Origin of the sequence: Rhodococcus baikonurensis, assembly GCF_040489275.1 — a bacterium.
GTDB lineage: Bacteria > Actinomycetota > Actinomycetes > Mycobacteriales > Mycobacteriaceae > Rhodococcus_F > Rhodococcus_F baikonurensis.
The window spans coordinates 1-22,697 of the sequence record NZ_JBEUOQ010000032.1; the positions used below are offsets into that span (position 1 = coordinate 1).

Below are 22,697 nucleotides of genomic sequence, written 5' to 3' on the forward strand. Positions count from 1 at the left end.
GGTGGTGGCGTCGGCGTTTGTGGGTGTGTTGGGTGTTGATCGGGTGGGGTTGGATGATGATTTCTTCGAGTTGGGTGGCAACTCCCTCATCGCGACTCGGGTTGTCATGCGCATCGCCGAAGAACTCGAGACGGCCGTACCGGTTCGCCTTCTGTTCGAAGCGTCCACCGTTCAGGAACTCGCCGCACGTCTCGAATCACACGTCGGTGAAGGAAGCCGCCTTGCGCTGACAGCTCAGGATCGACCGGAAGAGATTCCGCTTTCTCTTGCGCAGCAACGTATGTGGTTCCTCAACCGGTTCGACGGCTCCGCCGGTGCCTACAACATGCCGTTTGCTCTGCGACTGAGCGGTGAACTCGATCTGGGCGCGATGCGTGCAGCGATCGGCGACGTAGTAGGCCGTCATGAAACCCTGCGCACTGTGTATCCGGAAACCGATTCGGGACCGGTCCAGGTCATCGAACCGGTAGGACATACACCGGTGGAATTGGACGTCGAAAGCGTCACGGAAGCCGAGATTGTCGGCAAGCTGGTCGAATTGGCGTCGACGAGGTTCGACGTGACGGCCGAAATCCCGCTGCGGATTCGGTTGTTCCAGTTAGCCGAGAACGAGTACGTCCTTGCCGTGGTGGTGCACCACATCGCCGCGGACGGTTCCTCGACTACTCCGTTCGCCCGTGACCTCGTCATGGCCTACGCGGCCAGGGCACAGGGAACGGCGCCGGGTTGGGCTCCGCTGAATGTGCAGTACGCGGATTACAGCTTGTGGCAGCGTGAGGTACTGGGAAGCGAGGAAGACCCGGAATCAGTGTCGTCCGAGCAGATCGCCTACTGGAGCCAGGCTTTGGCCGGGTTGCCCGATCAGCTGGACCTGCCGACGGACCGTCTGCGTCCCGCCGCGCAGTCGTACCGTGGGGGTTACCTCCACTTCGAGATCGATGCAGCAGTGCATCAGGGCTTGGCATCACTGGCCCGTGAGCACGGAACAACCTTGTTCATGGTCACGCACGCGGCATTCGCGGTCCTGTTGGCGCGCCTTTCCGGCACCGACGACATCGCCGTTGGCACCCCGATCGCGGGCCGTGGCGAGCGTGCGCTCGACGATCTGATCGGCATGTTCGTCAATACTCTGGTATTCCGGACACACGTCGACGGTTCCGACAGCTTCACGGAACTGCTTGCCCGCGTGAGAGAGAACGACCTGCAGGCGTTTGCGCACGCCGACGTTCCGTTCGAGCGACTGGTCGAAGTTCTCAACCCGGCACGTTCGACCGCTCGGCACCCGCTCTACCAGGTGGGCTTCCTCTTCCAGAACATGGAACAGGCAAGCCTGGAACTGCCTGGTCTCACGGTGAAGGGCCTGGAGATCGACAACGGTGTCGCTCAGTTCGATCTGCAGTTGATCGTCGGTGACAACTACGACGAGCGTGGCGTTGCCTCCGGCATCTCGGCCGTGTTCAGCTACGCGCACGACCTTTTCGACGAGTCGACAGTGCAGTCCTTCGCTGATCGGTTCAACACCGTTCTGGCAGCGGTGGTTGCCGATCCGTCGATCGTGGTCGGCGACATCGACGTGCTCGATCCGCGTGAGTCGAATCAGGTTCTGCAGGAATGGAATGCAACGGAGCAGGCACTCGACGCCGAGGCGACACTGGTCGATCTGTTCGATCAGCAGGTTGCCGCGCACGGTGATTCCGTCGCGTTGGTGCACGGGCTCGAATCGCTGACGTATGTGGAGTTCGACGACAAGGTCAACCGGCTCGCCCGTCACCTGATCGAACTGGGTGTCGGTCCGGAGTCGTTGGTGGCATTGGGAATGCGACGCTCCATCGACCTGGTGATCGGCATGTACGCCGTTGCCAAGGCAGGCGGCGGTTATGTTCCGATCGATCCGGATCATCCGGCCGATCGCACCGGGTACGTCCTCGAGATGGCCGCGCCGGTCTGCGTGCTCAGCAACGAGAACGACGCACCGTCGCTCGCGGGGATCGACAATGTTCTTCTCATCGACACCCTCGATCTGTCGCGCGTCTCCGGAGCGCCGGTGCGCGGCGACGAGCGGATCGCACCGCTTCGTTCGGCGAATACCGCGTACGTGATCTTCACGTCGGGATCGACCGGCAAGCCGAAGGGTGTGGCGCTGTCCCACGCCGCGATCGTCAATCAGCTTCTGTGGAAGCGTGATCGCTACGGTCTCGACCAGACCGACGCAATGTTGCTCAAGACTGCAGCGACGTTCGACCTCTCGGTCTGGGAGTTCTGGTCCGCGTTGACATCCGGGTCCCGCCTGGTCATCGCCGACCCGGACGGCCACAAGGACGCCGAGTACATGCTGGCGCTCATCGCTCAGGAGAAGGTGACGACGCTGCACGCGGTGCCGTCCATGCTCTCGATGCTGACGGCCGCAGCAGACGGCACTCTTCCGCAGTCGCTCGAGCGTGTCCTTGCCATCGGTGAGGCCTTGCCCGCGGCAACGGCGGCAGAGTTTCGCAAAATGTCCGACGCGGCACTCGTCAATCTGTACGGTCCGACCGAGGCTGCGGTGTCAGTGACCGCGCATGATGTGGACGAGAGCGATACCTCGTCGGTCTCGATCGGTGCCCCGGAATGGAATACGCAGGTCTACGTGCTCGACGAGCGACTGCATCCCGTTCCGGTCGGAGTCACCGGTGAGCTGTACCTGGCCGGAACGCAGTTGGCTCGCGGTTATCACGGCCGCGCCGACCTGACGTCGGAACGCTTTGTCGCCAACACCTTCGGAGAACCGGGCACACGTCTGTACCGCACCGGCGACCTCGTTGTCTGGCGCAGTGGCGGTGAACTCGAGTACGTCGATCGTGCCGACTTCCAGGTGAAGATCCGCGGCTACCGCATCGAACTCGGTGAGATCGAAGCTGTTATCAGAGCTGCTGAGTCCGTGGACGCCGCGGTTGTCGTCGCGAAAACCGATCCGCGACTGGGGGATCGACTGGTCGGGTACCTCGTTCCGCAGGCCGGGGCCACCGTCGACGTCGACAGCGTGAAGGCGGAACTCGTCCGCGAGTTGCCGAGTTACATGGTGCCGTCGGCGTTGATGGTGCTGAGCGAATTGCCGCTCAACATCAACGGCAAGATCGATCGAAAGGCGCTGCCGGAACCCGAATTCGAGGCAACGGAGTTCCGTGCCCCGAGCAATCCGGTCGAAGAGATCGTGGCCTCGGTGTTTGCCGAAGTCCTGGGCGTTCCACGAGTCGGGTTGGACGACGACTTCTTCGATCTCGGCGGAAACTCGCTGATCGCCACACAGGTCGTGGCCAGGTTGGGTCAGGCACTTGACGCCCAGATTCCGGTGCGGATCATCTTCGAAGCGTCGACTGTCGGACTGCTGGCGTCGCGGGTGCTCGAACATGCCGGTTCAGGTTCGCGGGCACAGTTGGTGGCGCAGGAACGGCCGTCGCAGATTCCGTTGTCGCTCGCTCAGCAGCGGATGTGGGTTCTCAACCAGATCGACCGCAGATCTGCCGCGTACAACATCCCGGTCGCGATCCGGATGTCCGGCGATCTCGACGTCGCAGCATTGCAGTCGGCCGTCTCCGACCTTGTTGCTCGCCACGAGATCCTGCGGACGTTCTATCCCGATCTCGGGGACGGCCCGACGCAGTCGATTCAGTCGAAGTCGGCAGCCGTTGTCGACATGGCCGTGCTGTATGTCGGCGAAGACACGATTGGGGCCGAGGTCGCGAAGGTCGTCGGTCAGGGCTTCGACGTCACTGCCGGTGTTCCGCTGCGCGTTCGCCTTTTCCAGATCACGCCCACCGAGCATGTCCTGATCGTGGTGGTCCACCACATCAGCGGCGACGCGTTCTCGATGGCGCCGATGATCCGAGACACGATGGTCGCGTACACGGCGCGTACCGGGGGAGCGGCACCCGAATGGGCTCCGCTCGAAGTCCAGTACGCGGATTACACGTTATGGCAGCGCGACGTTCTGGGTTCCGAGGGCGATCCGGACAGTGAACTGTCGACGCAGCTTGCCTACTGGACGCAGGAACTCGCCGGCGTTCCCGAACTTCTGGAACTGCCGACGGACCGTCCTCGTCCGCCGACGCAGTCGATGAAGGGTGCGGACTTCCTGTTCACTCTCGGCGCCGACTCCACGCGTCGAATCGCGGAAATCGCGCGCGAGCAGAACTCGACCGTGTTCATGGTCGTGCATGCCGCGTTCTCGGTGCTGCTGTCCAAGCTCAGCGGCTCGAACGACATCGCGATCGGTACACCGGTGGCGGGCCGCGGCGAGCGAGTCCTCGACGACCTGGTCGGTATGTTCGTCAACACGCTGGTGTTGCGCACGCAGGTGAAACCGGCAACCACGTTTGTCGACCTGCTGCAGCAGGTGAAGGAGAAGGACCTCGCGGCGTTCGGAAACGCAGACGTGCCCTTCGAGCGTCTGGTCGAGCAGGTCGGCCGTGAGCGCTCGCAGGCATACTCACCGCTGTTCCAGGTGATGCTCACGTTCCAGAACATGGCACTTGGCAAGTTTGCGCTGCCAGGGCTCGAACTGTCGGCGGTGGACGACGGATTCGACTCGGCGATGTTCGACCTGCAGCTCACCGGTATCGAGGAGTTCGACGAGCACGGAGCGCTGTCCGATATCCGGATGCGATTCACCTATGCAACCGATCTGTACGACGCCGCAACCATGGAACTGTTCGCAGCCAGGTTGCGGGCCGTGGTCGACGCCGTTGCCGCAGATCCGACGGTGGTTTTGCGGACCATCGACATCGTGACGGACTTCGAACGCGCGCTGATCGAGGCAGCCGAGCCGAAAACGGCCGCGGACCTTCCGGACCTCGCAGCAGCGGCCGCCGCAGCAGATCCGACGGCGGTTGCCTTCACACACGGCGACACCGTGGTGACCTTCACACAGCTGGCCGAAAAACTGGCTGTGATGAAGCAGACGATGGGTGCGGCGCTCACTGCCGACGCGTTGGTCTCGGTTTCGCTGAACGGTCTGGTTCCGGGCATTCTTCCGGCACTGGGCGCCGACGGTATTACCTCGCTCGTCGAGTCTTTGATAACTGACGCGCAGGCCACGCTGGGGAAGGGTTCCGGTACGGACGGGTAATATGCAGTATTTGCCCCATGGGCGTTGATCTGTACGACCAGTCGTGCGTTGGATCTGCGCCGTGCTGTCGTCAGTTGGAGGAAGTGTTGATGTCCGTCGGTATGCCGGGACCACAGTCGCTGACGATCGAGGACCTGCCGAGATTGATCGCTGCAGTAGCCGAGGCGGAGCCCGACCGGACAGCGCTTGTTCATGCAGACGCCGAGGTCACCTACGAACGGTTGCACTCGGAACTGGCCACACTCGACTCCGCGATGGGTGGTGCGCTCGGCCCGGACGCACTCGTACCCGTCGTGATCTCCACGCTGCTGCCGGAGTTGCTCGCCACACGAGAGGGTGGCCTCGAATCCGTCGTCGGTGCGCTCATCGCCGATGCGACTTCCGTCGTTGTTTTCGAGGCTCCGTCGGTCGTCGAGTCGACTCTCGTAAGTCTGTTCGAGGAGCAGGTCGCGCGTACCCCCGATGCCGTCGCCCTTCGTTTCGGCTCCACGGCGTCGACCTACGCGGAATTCGATCGCCGGGTCAATCAGCTCGCCCGCGAGCTCGTCGCCCGTGGCGTCGGACCGGACACATTCGTCGGCCTGGGTATCCGTCGGTCCGTCGAACTGCTGGTTGCGATGTACGCGATCGTCAAGGCCGGTGGTGCGTACGTACCACTCGATCCCGACCATCCCGCTGAGCGTCTGGCGTATGTGATCGACGTCGCCGCGCCCGTCCTCGTGCTCACGACGTCAGTGGACGCGGTCGGCATTCCCGAAAACGTCGATGTACTGCGGATCGATGACATCGATGTCTCGGCGCACTCAGGCGCGCCGCTTGCCGACGGTGACCGGCTGTCACCGCTGCGCACCGACAATCTTGCGTACGTGATCTTCACGTCGGGTTCGACCGGCAGGCCCAAGGGCGTCGGTGTGTCACACGAGGCAATCGTCGCCAACCTCCGATGGAGGCAGAGCGAATATCCCTTCACCGACGAAGACGTCATCCTGCAGAAGACGCCGTTTACGTTCGACGTGTCGGTGTGGGAGTTCTTCTGGCCGTTGCAGGTCGGCGCTTGCCTCGTGATCGCGAAGCCGGACGGGCATCGTGATCCGGCCTACGTCGCAGCGACGATGATCGAGTACGGCGTCACCGTTGTACATTTTGTCCCCTCGATGCTCGCGGTCTTCGTCGCTGAACCGCGCGCTTCCGAGATCACCTCGCTACGTTACGTTTTCGCCTCGGGTGAAGCGCTTCCCGCCCAGACCGCCGCGCGGCTGCGCGACGTCAGCACCGCGGAACTGCACAATCTGTACGGACCGACCGAGGCAGCCGTCGACGTCACGTACTACGCAACCGGACCGCAGGACGAGGTCTCCATTCCGATCGGCCGTGCTGTCGCCGAAACAGAGCTACTCGTCCTCGACGACGCACTGCGTCCAGTACCTCCCGGCGTCCCCGGCGAGCTTTACCTCGCGGGGGTCCAGCTGGCCAGAGGGTATGTCTCCCGCCCCGATCTGACGGCGGATCGGTTCGTCGCGCATTCCACCTCGGACGGCGAGCGCATGTACCGAACCGGCGACCTGGTCCGATGGCGCGGTGCCGGCGCCGACCGCCTGCTCGAGTACCTCGGCCGCACCGACTTCCAGGTGAAGCTGCGGGGACTGCGCATCGAACTCGGCGAAATCGAATCAGCGCTACTCGACAACGATGCAATCGCACAGGCGGCCGTTCTCGTCCACTCCGATGCGGCTTTGGGCGACAATCTGGTGGCATACGTGGTTCCCGCATCGGGAGTTGTGCTCGACACCGACGCTCTTGCACGTGAATTGGGTGGACGCCTGCCGGACTACATGGTGCCGTCGCTGTTTGTCGAACTCGAGGCGTTTCCGCTCAATGCCAGTGGCAAGCTGGACCGCAAGGCGCTGCCGGCGCCCGAGTTCACAGCGCAGGTTGTCGAATACCGCGCACCGAGCACCCCGGTCGAGAAGACGTTGATAGCGATCTTTGCCGACTTGCTCGGCCGCGACGATCTCGGCATAGACGACGGGTTCTTCGACCTCGGGGGCAATTCACTGCTCGCGACGCGAGTGGTGGCGCGCGCGAACGCCGAACTCGGCGTGGAACTCGACATGCGAGCTTTCTTCGATGCTCCGACGGTATCCGAATTAGCTTCTCTCGTAGGCGATTCTGCTGGCCGCGGTACGAAGGCTCCTCTCGTTGCACAGGAACGTCCCGACCGGATCCCGCTTTCGCTTGCGCAGCAGCGTATGTGGTTCCTCAACCGCTTCGACTCGACCTCGGCAGTCGATCACATCCCAGTCGTTCTCCGGCTGACTGGAATGCTCGATGCCGCTGCGCTCCGTTCGGCGATCGATGATCTCGTCGAGCGGCACGAGAGCCTGCGTACTGTGTATCCGGAGGTCGACGGCGTCGGCTACCAGCAGATCTTGACCGTCTCCGACGTGGAGCTCGATCTGTCGCCGGTCGCTGTGGCCGAATCCGAGATCACCGAGCGTGTCATCACGGAGATCACCGGGGGATTCGACGTCACCTCACAGGTGCCGTTGCGGGTCAAGCTCTTCCAGGTGGCCGCGTCGGAATACGTCCTTGTATTCGTCGTCCACCACATCAGTGGTGACGGCTTCTCGATGGGCCCCTTGGTGCGCGACGTCGTGACCGCTTACGCGAGTCGGGCGGCTGGCAGCGCACCCGAATTCACGCCGCTGGACGTGCAATATGCAGACTTCTCGATCTGGCAGCGAACAGTCCTCGGCAGCGAGCACGACGCGGAATCGGTGATATCGCGCCAGATCGATTACTGGACACAGCAGCTCGACGGGCTCCCCGAGCGGCTAGACCTGCCGATGGATCGACCCCGCCCGCCCGTCGCGAGTTATCGCGGAGCGTCGCACACGATGACTATCGGTGCGGACGTACTCGCGCGCCTCGAGTCGATTGCGCAGGCGAACAAGGCCACGGTGTTCATGGTATTGCACAGCGCAATCGCCGTGCTGTTGGCGCGTTTGTCCGGAACCACTGACATCGCGATCGGCACCCCGGTGGCGGGTCGTGGCGATCGCGCACTCGACGACGTCATCGGCATGTTCGTCAACACCCTGGTGCTGCGTACCGAGATCAATCCGGCAAGTACATTCGACGAACTGGTGAACCAGGCACGGATTGCAGACCTCGATGCATTCGGTAACGCTGACGTCCCGTTCGAGCGTCTGGTAGAGGTGCTCGACCCGGCACGCTCGCAGGCACACAATCCGCTGTTCCAGGTGATGCTCGCGTTCCAGAATCTCGGCCAGAAAACACAAAGTGACGCAACGCTCGGCGGCCTCGAGGTAAGCGGTTTCGAGCTCGAGTCCGCAGTCGCCAAGTTCGACCTCCAGTTCACGGTGTGGGAAGACATCGAGGTCGGCGGGCTGTCAGTCGTCATCGATTATGCGCGTGACCTTTTCGATGCCTCGACCATCGAGACGTTCGGTTCCAGGCTGTCCGTATTGCTCGGTGCGGTCGCTGCCGATCCGGCCGTTCTCGTCGGCGAGATCGATCTGTTCGGCGCCGGCGAGGCAGCCTGCGTGCTCGACTGGTCGGTGGGGCAGCGTGTGTCGATCGGCGACAGATCGCCACTTGCACTCTTTGCCCGGCATGTCAGTCGCGACCGGTCGACGGTTGCCGTCGTGGCCGATGATCGGACCCTCACCTACGGGGAACTCGATGCGCGGTCGTCGGTGCTCTCTCAGGACTTGCTCGCTGCGGGTGTGGGAGCGGACGACGTGGTTGCGCTGGTGCTGCCCAGGTCGTGGCAGTGGGTAGTGGCAATGCTCGCGGTGTGGAAGACCGGCGCCGGTTACACACCAATCGATCCCACGTTGCCGACTGAGCGCGTGAATACATTGCTCGAAGACACCAGTGCCCGCGTGGTGATCGCGTCCGGTGGCGTCCAGACGGCGCTCCCGGTGCTGCGGGTCGAGAGCACTGATGGGGCGGAATCCGGCGATTCTGTTCCGGAATGGGTGGACCATTGGCGTGAGCGGGGCGCAGGTGAGCGCGTGGGATACGTCATCTCGACCTCTGGTTCGACGGGTCGGCCCAAGCCCACGGTCGTACCGATGGCGGGCATCGAGAATACGACAGCCTGGTACCGATCCGAACTTCCGGACGCCGCTGGTGTGGTCGTTGCGTCGTCACCGAGTTTCGATCTCACGCAGAAGAATGTGTGGGGACCGCTTACCAGCGGTGGCAGTGTTCACGTCGCCGCAGCGGGGTTCGACCCCGCCGAGATCCTTCGCGCCGTCTCCGACGACGACGTCCAGGTCGCGAACATGTCGCCGAGTGCATTTGATGCACTGGTCGATGCCGACGTGGACGGCGTCCTCGAATCGCTCGACGTCGTGTTCCTCGGTGGTGAGCCGATTCAGGTTGGTCGGCTCAAAGATCTGATGGCCGCCGGTGTGCGCGTCGTCAACAGTTACGGCCCCACTGAGGCCTCCGACGTAGTGTCCTTCCAGGAGGCGGCACCGGGAGACGTCAACGGAGTCCCCATTGGGATTCCAATTCCGAATATCGAACTCTACGTGCTGGATTCGCGCCTGCAGCTGGTCCCGGCCGGAGTGGTCGGTGAGCTTTACGTGGGAGGTGTGGGAGTCAGCCGCGGATACGGCGGACGCTTCGACCTTACTGCCGAGAGGTTCGTGGCGAATCCGTTCGGGTCGGCAGGCTCGCGGCTGTACCGTACCGGAGACCAGGTCCGGTGGAACGGTTCGGGAGAGCTGGACTATCTGGGCCGCACCGACTTCCAGGTCAAAATCCGTGGACTCCGAATCGAACTCGGCGAGATCGAAGGGGCCCTGGTGGCACTCGATTCGGTATCGGCTGCTGTCGTGGTGGTACACAAGGACAGCCTGGTCGGAGACCGCCTGGTGGCTTATCTGGTACCAGCACACGGGGCCGACGTCGACATCGCGGCGATACGTTCGACCGTCGCGGCGCGTCTGCCTGACTACATGGTGCCGTCCGCGTTCGTGGCGATCGAGACGGTTCCATTGAACGCCAACGGAAAGGTCGATCGGCGGGCCCTGCCCGAGCCGACGTTCGCGACACTGTCATACCGCGCTCCGACCACTGTGGTCGAAGAAACTGTGGCCCAGATCTTTTCGGATGTTCTGGGTGTAGCTCAGGTCGGTCTCGACGACGACTTCTTCGAACTCGGTGGCAACTCGTTGATTGCCACGCGAGTTGTCTCACGGCTCGGTCAGTCCTTGGACACCGTAGTGCCGGTACGACTGCTGTTCGACGTGTCGACGGTCGAGGCCCTGGCCGCACGACTGAGCACTCACACCGGCGACGCGGGGCGGATGCCTCTCGTCCCGCAGGAACGTCCCGAGCGAGTCCCGCTGTCGTTGGCGCAGCAGCGAATGTGGTTCCTCAACCGGTTCGAGCCGGAATCCGGGGTCGACAACATTCCGGTCGCCGTGCGGTTGACCGGTCCGTTGAATACGGCGGCTCTGGCGGGGGCCGTGCGGGACCTGATCGACCGTCACGAAAGCCTACGCACGATCTATCCCGAGATCGACGGCGTCGGTTACCAGCAGGTTCTCGGTTCGGCGGCAGTCGATCTCGATCTGTCACCGGTTCGAGTTCCGGCCGAGGCTGTGGAACTCCGTGTGCGGGAGCTGATCCAGCCCGGATTCGACGTCACGGTCGAGATCCCTCTCCGTACCGCGCTCTTCCAACTTGCCGACGATGAGTACGTGCTTGTCTTCGTCGTCCATCACATCAGCGGAGACGGTTTCTCGATGGTGCCGTTGGTACGTGACGTGGTGACAGCGTATGCGGCGCGATCGCACGGGCGTGCGCCGTCCTGGTCGCCGCTGGCTGTCCAGTTCGTCGACTACACCCTGTGGCAGCGTGAGGTGCTCGGCAGCGAGGACGATCCGCACTCGATCATCTCGGGCCAGGTCAACTACTGGAAGAGCCGGCTCGCGGGAATCCCGGATCAGCTGGACCTGCCGACCGATCGGCCACGTCCAGCCGTAGCAACGAACGGTGGTGCAGAGTACCAATTTGCCATCGAGCAGGGCGTCGTCGATTCCCTCGACCGAATTGCGCGTGAGCATCAGGCTTCGCGATTCATGGTCGTGCACAGTGCATTCGCCGTGATGCTGGCGCGCCTGTCCGGCACCTCCGACATCGTGATCGGTACTCCGGTCGCGGGGCGTGGTGAGCAGGAACTCGACGATGTGATCGGAATGTTCGTCAACACACTCGTGTTGCGGACGAACGTCGATCTGTCGCTGTCGTTCACGGAATTGCTTCGCAGCACGCGTGAGTCGGACCTGCAAGCGTTCGCGCATGCCGACGTGCCGTTCGAGCGCCTCGTCGAAATCATCAACCCGGAACGATCGCAGTCACGCAATCCGCTGTTCCAGGTCATGCTCACGTTCCAGAACGTCGCCCAGGGCAGCGACGAATTGGCCGACATCGACGGCGTCACGGTATCGGCCCTCGACGTCGATGCGTCCGTGGCGAAATTCGATCTGCAATTGACGATCACCGAGCATGACGGTGAACTCCGTGGACTCTTCACTTACGCAACGGATCTGTTCGACCGTAAGACGGTGGCCTCCTTCGTCCAGTATCTGACCGCGACTCTCTCGGCGGTCGCGGCTGCCCCCGCTGGGCCGGTCGGGGACGTCGACGTCGTCGGCGACTCCGATCTGGGGCTGGTCGTCGAGCGCTGGAACAGCACCGGTCACGATGTTCGCGATGTGACGCTGGTGGATCTGTTCGATGAACAGGTCGTCCGCTCTCCCCATTCGATCGCGCTGACCTTCGATGGGAATCAGCTGACGTATCTCGAATTCGACCGGCGGGTCAATCAACTCGCCCGCAAACTCGTGTCGGAAGGCGTCGGCCCGGATACCCTGGTCGGCTTGGCCATTCGCCGAAGCTTCGATTTGCTGGTGGCGATGTACGCGGTAGTCAAGGCCGGCGGCGGCTATCTGCCCATCGACCCCGATCAGCCCGTCGAGCGCAACGAATACGTCGTGTCGACTGCAGCTCCGATCTGTGTGTTGACCACAGAGAGAGATGGATTCGACGCTGAGGGAGTGCTGGTAGTCAGGATCGATACCGTAGACCTGTCCGGTTGTTCCGACGCACCGGTCACCGACGCGGACCGCCTCGGCCCGCTGCGAGGGGAGAACACGGCGTACGTGATCTTCACCTCCGGGTCGACGGGCAAACCGAAGGGCGTTGCGGTGTCACACCGCGCGATCGTCAACCGGCTGATCTGGATGCAGGCCGAGTACAGCCTCCTCGGCGACGACGTGGTCCTCCAGAAGACTCCCTTTACCTTCGATGTCTCCGTGTGGGAGTTCTTCTGGCCGTTGCAAGTCGGAGCTCGACTGGCGATCGCTGCCGTCGACGGCCACCGAGATCCGGCCTATCTGGCCGCGCTGATCGCGTCCGAACGAGTGACCACCATTCACTTCGTGCCGTCGATGTTGGAAGTGTTCCTCGCGGATACGGTTGTCACGAGGTCTTCTGCCCTTACCCGAGTCTTCGCCTCGGGTGAGGCGCTCGCCCCGCAGGTGGCCGCGCAGTTCCGGACGGTTCTTCCCGGAACTGAACTGCACAATCTGTACGGACCGACGGAGGCCGCGGTCGACGTCACCTTCCATGAGGTGACGGACGCCGACACCACCACCATGCCGATCGGCGCGCCGGTCTGGAACACACGCGTTCTGGTACTCGACTCACGACTGCATCCGGTGCCCGTCGGGGTCGCGGGCGAGCTCTACCTCGCGGGAGTGCAGTTGGCCCGGGGGTACGTGGCTCGGCCGGACCTCACAGCGGACCGGTTTGTCGCCGATCCGTTCGGACCTGCCGGCTCACGCCTGTATCGGACCGGAGACCTGGTGCGATGGAATGCGTCGGGTGAGTTGGTATACATCGGACGTACCGACTTTCAGGTCAAGCTACGCGGACTACGCATCGAGCTGGGGGAGATCGAGTCGATCCTGCGTGATCATCCGTCGGTCGGTTCGGTGGTGGTTGCCGTCCGGAACGATCAACTGGTCGCGTACCTGACGGCGGCCGGTGAGTCTCTGATCGATTGGCTGGAACTGGAATCGATACTGGGGAAACATCTTCCGTCATACATGGTGCCCACGGCACATGTTGTTCTGGACGAACTGCCGCTCAACGCCTCGGGAAAACTCGACCGGAAGCAACTGCGCGATCCTGAGGTCGAGATCGCGGTCTTCCGGGAACCCGAATCTGTGGTCGAGGTCGAAGTTGCGCGTATTTTCGCCGACCTCCTCGGTATCGGGCAGGTCGGCTTGGACGACGACTTCTTTGCGCTGGGCGGTAATTCACTGATCGCGACGCAGATCGTCGCTCGACTCGGGCATGCACTCGACACCACTGTGCCGGTCCGCATCCTGTTCGATGCATCGACAGTGGAGTCGCTCGCGGCGCGAATCGACGTGCTCGTGGGGCGGGGCGGCCGTCCGCCGCTCGAACCACAGGAGCGCCCTGAGTTGGTTCCGCTGTCGATCGCGCAGCAGCGCATGTGGTTCCTGAACCGATTCGATTCGGCGTCCGGAGTGGACAACATTCCGATCGCGATCCGGTTGACGGGGGATCTCGACATCGAGGCCATGCAGGCAGCTCTTCGTGATCTGTTCGAGCGACATGAGATTCTCAGGACCACATATCCGGAAGTCGACGGTATCGGATACCAGCGAGTCCTCGACACCGCGGATGCACTGCCTGATCTGTCGCCAGTACGTATCCACGAGTCCGTCGTCACCGACCGGGTGGCGGAATACGTACTCGCCGGATTCGATGTCACTGCAGACGTGCCGGTCCGGGCACGTTTGTTCGATCTTGCCGACTCGCAGTACGTTCTGGTGTTCGCCATCCATCACATCAGCGGTGACGGCTTTTCGATGGGGCCGCTGGTCCGGGACGTCGTCTCGGCGTACGCCGCGAGGTCGCAGGGAATCGCTCCGACGTGGAAGCCGCTACCGATCCAATTCGCGGACTTCGCGCTGTGGCAGCGCCGGGTACTCGGTGTCGAGTCCGATCAGGGATCGTTGATCTCGAAACAGATGGAATACTGGAAGTCGCAACTGGACGGATTGCCCGTCGAACTGACCCTGCCGTCGGATCGGCCGCGTCCGCGAGTCGCTTCACACTCCGGTGCCGAGTACTGCTTCGATATCGAAGCGGCCATGCACGAATCATTGAATCATGTTGCGCGAGAACATAATGTGTCACTCTTCATGGTTCTGCACAGTGCGCTGGCCGTCCTGCTGGCGAAGCTGTCCGGCACCGCCGACATCGTGATCGGTACACCAGCGGCCGGACGAGGTGAACAGGCTCTCGATGATCTGATCGGCATGTTCGTCAACACTTTGGTCCTGCGGACCGAGGTCGACCCGGGCGAGTCGTTCACTGCACTCCTGTCGAAGGTACGGGACACTGATTTGGCCGGTTTCGAGAACGCTGACGTTCCGTTCGAGCGTCTGGTGGAAGCACTGGACCCCGAACGGTCGCAGGCGCGTAATCCGCTTTTCCAGGTGGGCTTTTCGTTCCAGAATCTCGGTCAGGGTGCGCACGGATCCGTAGAGATTCCGGGCCTGAGCATTTCCGGTGTCGACATTGCGCCGACGTTGGCCAAGTTCGACCTGCAGTTCACGGTCTGGGAGACTCCGGCTCAGGCGGGCGGGCTCACCTTCGCCGTCACCTACGCCACCGATCTCTACGACGAATCGACGATTGCAGGCCTCGAGTCACGACTGAACGCCGTGCTGACATCCGTCGTCGCCAATTCGTCAAATGCAGTCGGCGACATCGACATTCTCGGTGAGGACGAACGCCGGACGATACTCGAAGGGTGGGCCACGCCCGGGGCGGTCGTCGACGACTCGACCACTCTGGCCGAACTGTTCGATGCACAGGTGACCCGATCACCGAACGAGATTGCGGTGGTCTTCGGAGACGAGCGATTGACGTATCGGGACATCGATTCCCGCGCAAACTGTCTGGCCCGCACGCTGATCGATTCGGGAGTCGGATCCGAGGACCTGGTAGCGGTCCTCTTGCCGCGATCGGTCGATCTGGTCGTGGCGCTGCTCGCCGTCGTCAAGTCTGGTGCCGCGTATCTGCCGATCGATCCGAGCTATCCGGATGAGCGGATCGCATATACCCTTGCCGACGCGTCTCCGGTGTGTGCGATCGTCGCTCCGGATTCGCTGCGGGAACTGCCCTGCCCTTCTGTCTCGCCCCGGGACGCCGCAGCCGACTCCCGCCCCGTGACCGACGCAGACCGCGTGCGGCCTTTGCGTTCGAGAGACCTGGCGTACGTCATCTACACATCAGGATCTACCGGCCGCCCCAAAGGTGTTGCGGTCACTCATCGGAACGTTGTGGAGTTGTTCGCCAACGCGCAGACGGAATTCGCATTCGATTCCTCGGATGTGTGGACTTTGTTCCACAGCTACGCATTCGACTTCTCGGTGTGGGAGCTGTGGGGTCCGCTCATTCACGGCGGTGTACTCGTGGTCGTCGACTTCGAGACGTCGCGTTCGCCAGACCAGTTCAGGCAATTGCTGACCACCGAGGGCGTCACGGTGCTCAATCAGACTCCGTCGGCTTTCTACCAGCTTGCGGAGGCGGACCGTGTTTCCGGAGGATCGGACGGTACCGCGTCGGATCTTGCGCTCCGGTACGTGATCTTCGGTGGCGAGGCACTCGATCTCGCACAGCTGACCCGGTGGTACGACCGTCATCCGGACGACTCGCCGCAACTGGTCAACATGTACGGAATCACCGAGACCACGGTGCACGTCTCTTATCTCCCGCTCGATCGTGCGAGCGCGGAGACCGCGACGGCGTCGTTGATAGGTCGACCACTCGACGGCCTTCGGGTGTACGTACTCGACGACCGTTTGCAGCCCGCTGCGGTCGGCACGGCCGGCGAGATCTACGTCGCCGGCGGACAACTGGCACGCGGGTATCTGGGGCAGAGTGGATTGACGTCCGGGCGGTTCGTCGCGAATCCGTTTGCATCACACGGCGAGTCGATGTACCGAAGCGGCGATGTGGCGCGCTGGAACCGCGCCGGCCAGCTCGAATACCTGGGGCGTTCCGATTCGCAGGTTCAGCTTCGAGGTTTCCGGATCGAACTCGGCGAGGTCGAGACGGCCCTGCTCCGAGTCGGTGGTGTCGCCCGTGCCGTGGCCGTCGTCCGCAAGGACGCAGATCTGGGCGATCGGCTCATCGCGTACGTCGTGCCCGAGGCCGGTTCGGACCTCGACGCGAGCACGGTCAGCACAAGTGCGGCCGACTTCCTCACCGGCTACATGGTTCCCGACGCGACAGTGTTGTTGGACGCCTTGCCCCTCACGGTGAACGGGAAGCTCGACTCCGCTCGGCTGCCTGCACCCGTCTTCGCTTCCGCCGAATATCGAGCGCCGGTGTCCGACACCGAGAAGGCCGTGGCGACGGTATTCGCCGAATTGCTGGAGGTTCCTCAGGTCGGACTCGACGACGAGTTCTTCGAACTCGGTGGTAACTCATTGATCGCGACCCGGGCGGCGGCACGACTGAGCCGATCCCTCGACGCCACAGTCCCCGTACGGACTCTGTTCGACACCCGGACAGTCGAAGAACTCGCGAGCGCGATCGAAGTCCACGTCGGAACCGGTTCGCGAAAGCAGCTCGTTGCCCAAGATCGCCCCGAGCGCATTCCGCTGTCTCTGGCGCAGCAGCGTATGTGGGTGCTCAACCAGATGGACACCGACGCCTCGACCTACAACATCCCGATGGCGCTGCGTCTGGCCGGGCAGTTGGACGTCGATGCGCTGAAATTTGCTCTGCGTGACGTGATTTCGCGCCACGAGTCACTGCGAACGCTTTACCCGTCCGACGGGCTGGGGCCGGTGCAGCGGATCGTCGGCGCCGACCTCGTGCCCATGTTCGGGGAACCGACAGCGGTCCACGACGGCGCGCAGATGTACACGAAGGTCGTCGAATCGACGACCGCCGGATTCGATGTGTCATCGGAGGTTCCGGTACGTACTGATCTTCTCCAGATCGGAGAAGATCAGTACGTGTTCGTACTCGTCGCGCATCACATCGCGGCCGACGGGCAGTCGATGGGGCCACTGGCCCGCGACGTGATGGTGGCCTACGAAGCGCGTACCCGGGGCAGTGCACCATCGTGGAGCCCACTCCAAGTGCAGTACGCAGACTTCGCGCTGTGGCAACGCGACGTACTGGGATCGGTAGATGACGCGGGAACGATCGCCGCGCGCCAACTCGACTTCTGGCGCACAGCGCTCGACGATCTGCCTACCGATGTCGGCTTGCCGACAGACCGACCGCGTCCCGTGGTGCAGTCCGCCGCAGCGGGGGCCGTCCAGTTCACCGTCGACGCTGATGTCCATTCGCGACTGAGCGACATCGCCCGAGCGAAGAACGCCACGGTGTTCATGACAATCCACGCCGCACTGGCGGTCCTGATCTCGAGGTTGGGTGGAGGCTCCGACTTCGCGATCGGTACCGCTGTCGGCGGCAGGGGCGAGCGCGCCCTCGACGATCTCGTCGGTATGTTCGTCAACACACTCGCGCTTCGCACCACGGTCGATGCCGGTGCACGCTTCGAGGATCTCGTTTCGCATGTGCGCGACGTCGACCTGGCCGCGTTCGGCGAAGCCGATGTTCCTTACGAGGAAATCGTGGAGGCGCTGCCGCCTCGGGCGGGGGGCCTGTTCCAACTCGTCCTGTCGCTGGAACCGACCGCCCAGACCGAGTTTGCATTGGCAGACCTGACCATAGGCGCCGTCGACAGCGGAGTCCTGACCACGAAGTTCGACCTTCAGCTCACCCTGACCACCGCAGCGGACGGCCTCGGACTCTCCGGCCTGTGGCTGTATTCCGAGGACCTGTTCGACAAGACCACGGTCGAGTCGTTCGCACAGCGGTTCGTTCGTGTACTCGAGCAGGTCACCGACGATCCGACCAGGCAGGTCGGCGATCTCGATCTGCTGACCGACATGGAGAAGTCCGAGGTCGCCGGCGGCGTTCGCGAAGCCAGCGCAGTCGCGAGCACGACGTTGCTGCCTCAGTTGCTCGCCTCCGTCGTGGAAAGCGACCCGGACGCGCCTGCGGTGGTAACAGACGGCGAGGAGACCCCTTACGCGGCACTCGACGCGAAGTCTTCGCGTCTGGCTCGCCTGCTCATCGAGGAAGGTGCAGGTCCCGGCACTGCGATCTCCATCGGTGGTGGTGTCGATGCCGTGATCGCCTACTGGTCTGTGGTGAAGGCCGGCGCAGCCTTTACCGGGGCGCATCCGTCGGATCCGGCAAGCCTGACCCTGTCGAATGACTCCGACACCTCGACGCTGCTCTTGACGTCACCGGAGATCGAGTCTCGGCTGGCGACGATGTCGGATCGTCCGATCAGCTACGTCGATCGCGCCCGGTCGACAATGGCGGACGATCCGGCGATCGTCGACGGTGACCGAGTGCTGACGTACGGCGACCTGTCGGACTCTCTGGCGGAGCTGCGTAAGCGGTATTCCGTCGACTTCGAGTCGAGGTTGGCATTCGCCGGCGCGGTCGGCTCGCCGGAGCACTCGGTCGCGGTCCTCCTGGCGGCGTCAGCCGGAGCGGCTGTCGTCATTCTCGGTGACGACGAGGCAATCGAAGACTCACTTGCTGACGACTGGGTGACGCATGTGGTGCTTCCGGACGAGGTCCGCTCGGCCGTCGACCGAACCGACTTACCCGATCTCGAGTACGTCCTCGCAACGGGCGAACTACTCGGGTGGTGAGATCGGGCTTCGTCGGCGACCGTGCCAGTGGCCGAATTCATAGGTGATCGTGCCGTTGCCCGGATCGGTGTTACCGGCTGTAACAATGGGCGGTAGGGGTTGGATGTGTTGGGGGAACCCACTGATGCAATTGTGGGTTCCCCGGCGTCCAGTCTGGACAGACCGGTAGTGACAGTTCAGAAGTATGACGCGAAGGTGAGTTGCTCGATGCAGCGTTGGGTCTCCGTACACACCGTTCGACCGCAGGTGGCGGTCGTATGAGTACTGACGACGCGACCCGGCGGAAGACATCTCGCGCCGGCAGGAACGAACGACCGGCACGCACCAGGCGCGCGCGGGTGCCATTGCTGCCTCAGTTACTCGCAGCTGCAGTGGACCTCAACCCAGCAGCACCGGCGATCACATTCGGGGGTCAAACCCTCACTTATGCCGAAGTGGACGCGCTGTCCTCGCGTCTGGCTCGGTTGCTCATCAGCCGCGGAATCGGGCCGGAGGACCGGGTGGCGGTGTCGATTCCCCGCTCCGTCGAGTCGGTCTGTGCGGTGTGGGCGGTGGCCAAGACCGGCGCAGCTTTCGTGCCGGTCGATCCCAGCTATCCTGCAGACCGCGTCGAACACATGATCACCGATTCTGCAGCCTCGATAGGGCTGACCACGGCCGCGTACGCTATCGACCGCCCTCGCAGCGTCCAATGGCTGGAAGTGGACGGCGACGTGTTGACGGCCGAGTTGTCCGGTATCTCCCCGGATCCGGTCTCGTATACCGAACGCGTTCGAACCCTTCGCGTGGATCATCCGGCATACGTGATCTACACCTCGGGGTCGACAGGACGGCCCAAGGGCGTCGTCGTCACCCACGCCGGGCTTTCAGACCTGTGTGCGGAACAGGTCGAACGGTATGCGCTCACCTCTACGTCGCGGACACTGCATTTTGCTTCGCCGAGTTTCGACGCTTCCGTGCTCGAACTGCTGCTCGCCGTCGGTGCAGGCTCGACGATGGTGATCGCGCGTCCGGACATGTTCGGCGGCGACGAACTCGCGGAACTCCTGGTGGCGGAAAAGATCACGCACGCGTTTGTGACCCCGGCAGCGCTGGGTTCGATTTCCCTTGACGGCGCCCACCAGTTCGACAATCTCGCGGTGGTGGTCGTCGGCGGTGAAGCGTGTTCACCCGCGCTGCTGTCCACCTGGGCGCCCGGCCGACGGTTCTTCAACGCATACGGACCCACGGAAGCCACCGTCGCCAGCAACATCGCCGAGTTGACCGTCGATCGTCCCGTGACGATCGGTGGTCCCGTCCGTGGTGTCGGCGTGTTCGTCCTCGATTCTCGACTTCAGCCGGTCGCCACCGGAACCGCCGGCGAACTCTACCTGTCGGGCACCCACCTTGCCCGCGGGTACAACGGCCTGTCCGCAACTACGGCGGCAAGTTTTGTCGCAAATCCGTTCGGCGGCGCCGGGGAGCGGCTCTACCGGACCGGCGATACCGTGCGGTGGATCCGCACCGGCGGCGATGGCGGAGCCACCGATCAGACCGGTGGTGAGCGCGACCTCGAATATCTCGGGCGGGGGGACTCACAGGTCAAGATTCGCGGCTTCCGGATCGAACTGGGCGAGATCGATGCCGTCCTTGCCGCCCAACCCGGAGTCGACTTCGTCGCCACCGTCGCGATCACCGGTTCCTCAGGTGACGCCGCGCTGGTGTCGTATGTCATGGCGAATGCCGACGTCGACCTGGACCCAGACTCGTTGACCGCCAGCGCTCGGGCCGTTCTTCCGCGCCACATGGTGCCTGCATCGATCATGGTCATCGACCGGATTCCTCTCACCCCAGTGGGTAAGCTGGACACCGACAGCCTTCCCGAGCCGATCTTCATCTCGCGTGCGTACCGCGAACCATCAACGCCTGCACAGGTACTCGTGGCAGCGGCCTTCGTCGACCTGCTCGGAGTCGAGAGGGTCGGTGCCGAAGACGACTTCTTCGAACTCGGCGGCAACTCACTTGTTGCAGCAAGGCTGGCTGGACGTCTCGGAGCTGCGTTCGGGACACGCATTCAGGTGAAAACCCTCTTCGAGGTATCGACGGTCGAAGCATTGGCTGCCCGAATCGAAGCCGAGGCGGAGGGGTCCGTCAGAGTACAGCTTGCGCCGGTGATTCGTCCGCAACATGTGCCGTTGTCGCTGGCGCAGCAACGGATGTGGTTCCTGAGCCAGTTCGATTCCGAATCTGCTGTCAACAACATTCCGATCGTCCTCCGCCTGAGTGGTGAGCTTGACACGGTTGCGCTCGCCTCAGCGGTCGGTGACGTCCTAGCTCGGCACGAAGTCCTTCGTACTGTCTACCCAGGAATCGACGGTGTGGGCTATCAGCAAATTCTGCCGGAATCGACCGCAGACATCGACCTCGATCCCGTTCCGTTGGCCGATTCGGCACTTCTAGGCGAACTGTTGACTCTCGTTACCGCCGGATTCGACGTCAGCTCGGCAGTTCCGTTGCGGGTCAAGCTCTTCCAGACGGATCCGTCCGAGTATGTCCTGGCGATGGTCGTTCACCACATTTCAGCGGACGGCGTTTCCGTAGCGCCGTTGGTTCGGGACGTTGCGTTCGCCTACCTTGCGCGTGTGGACGGCCGGAGTCCGGAGTGGACACCGCTGCCGGTGCAGTACGCAGACTTCGCGATGTGGCAGCGTGAGGTTCTCGGCGTGGATTCCGATCCGACATCGTTGATGTCCGAGCAGCTCGCGTACTGGAAGACGACCTTGCGAGACCTGCCGGAGAAGATCGAACTCCCGGCCGACCGTCCACGACCCTCAATTCTCTCCACCAGAGGCGGCGTCCACCGTTCGGACGTGGACGCTGAATTGCACAGTGCCCTGGAGCAACTCGCACTTGACCACAACGTGTCACTGTTCATGGTCGTCCATGCGGCGCTGGCGGTCCTGTTGGCAAGGTCGAGCGGCAGCGGTGACGTGGCGATCGGTTCACCAATCTCTGGACGAGGGGAACCCGAACTCGACGATCTGATCGGCATGTTCGTAAACACCCTGGTGTTACGCACGGCCGTGAACCCAGGAGCAAGCTTCTCCGATTTGTTCGACCATGTGCGTGACATCGATCTGGGAGCTTTTGCCAACGCCGATGTGCCATTCGAGCGGCTTGTCGAAGTGCTCGACCCGGCACGATCCCAAGCGCACCACCCGTTGTTCCAAGTTGCGCTGTTCTTCCAGAACATGGCCGACGACGCACTGGAATTGCCCGGACTGCGTGTCTCCGGATTCGACGCGGGCGTCGACATCGCGAAGTTCGATTTGCAATTGACCGCAGCTCCACGGGAAAACGAGTCGGGGGATGCCGCAGGGATCGCGCTGTCCTGGCTCTACGCCACGGATCTGTTCGATGCCTCGACCGTGTCCGCCTTCACCGATCGGTTTGTCCGCATACTGCGCGCGATGGTCGCAGATCCCGGTTCAGCGGTCGGTGACGTCGAGGTCATGACGGCGCCTGAGCGTGCTTTGGTGCTCGAGTCGTGGAACGACACGTCTCATCCGGTTGTGGGTGGGTTGTTGTTGGATGGTTTTGATTCTGTGGTGGGGGTTTGTTCGGGGTCGCGGGCGGTGGTGTTCGGGGATGAGGTGCTCTCGTATGGGGAGTTCGATGAGAGGGTTAATAGGTTTGCGCGTTATTTGATTGGTTTGGGTGTTGGGCCGGAGTCGTTGGTGGGGTTGGCTGTTCGGCGGTCGGTTGATTTGTTGGTT

Annotated in this window: 3 protein-coding genes; all 3 read left to right on the plus strand. The window is 63.0% G+C overall.

Annotated features, from left to right (window positions below; genetic code table 11):
* Positions 1-5,104 (plus strand): amino acid adenylation domain-containing protein (locus ABWI03_RS32555; RefSeq protein WP_353799047.1); only part of this gene is annotated, 5,104 nt, incomplete at its 5' end.
* 89 nt (positions 5,105-5,193) lie between these two features.
* On the plus strand, positions 5,194-18,942 hold the full coding sequence (locus ABWI03_RS32560) for a non-ribosomal peptide synthetase (protein ID WP_298778739.1): 13,749 nt from the start codon (positions 5,194-5,196) through the stop codon (positions 18,940-18,942).
* Between the two features lie 257 nt (positions 18,943-19,199).
* The coding region (locus ABWI03_RS32565) for an amino acid adenylation domain-containing protein (protein WP_353799046.1) at positions 19,200-22,697 on the plus strand (3,498 nt) is incomplete at its 3' end.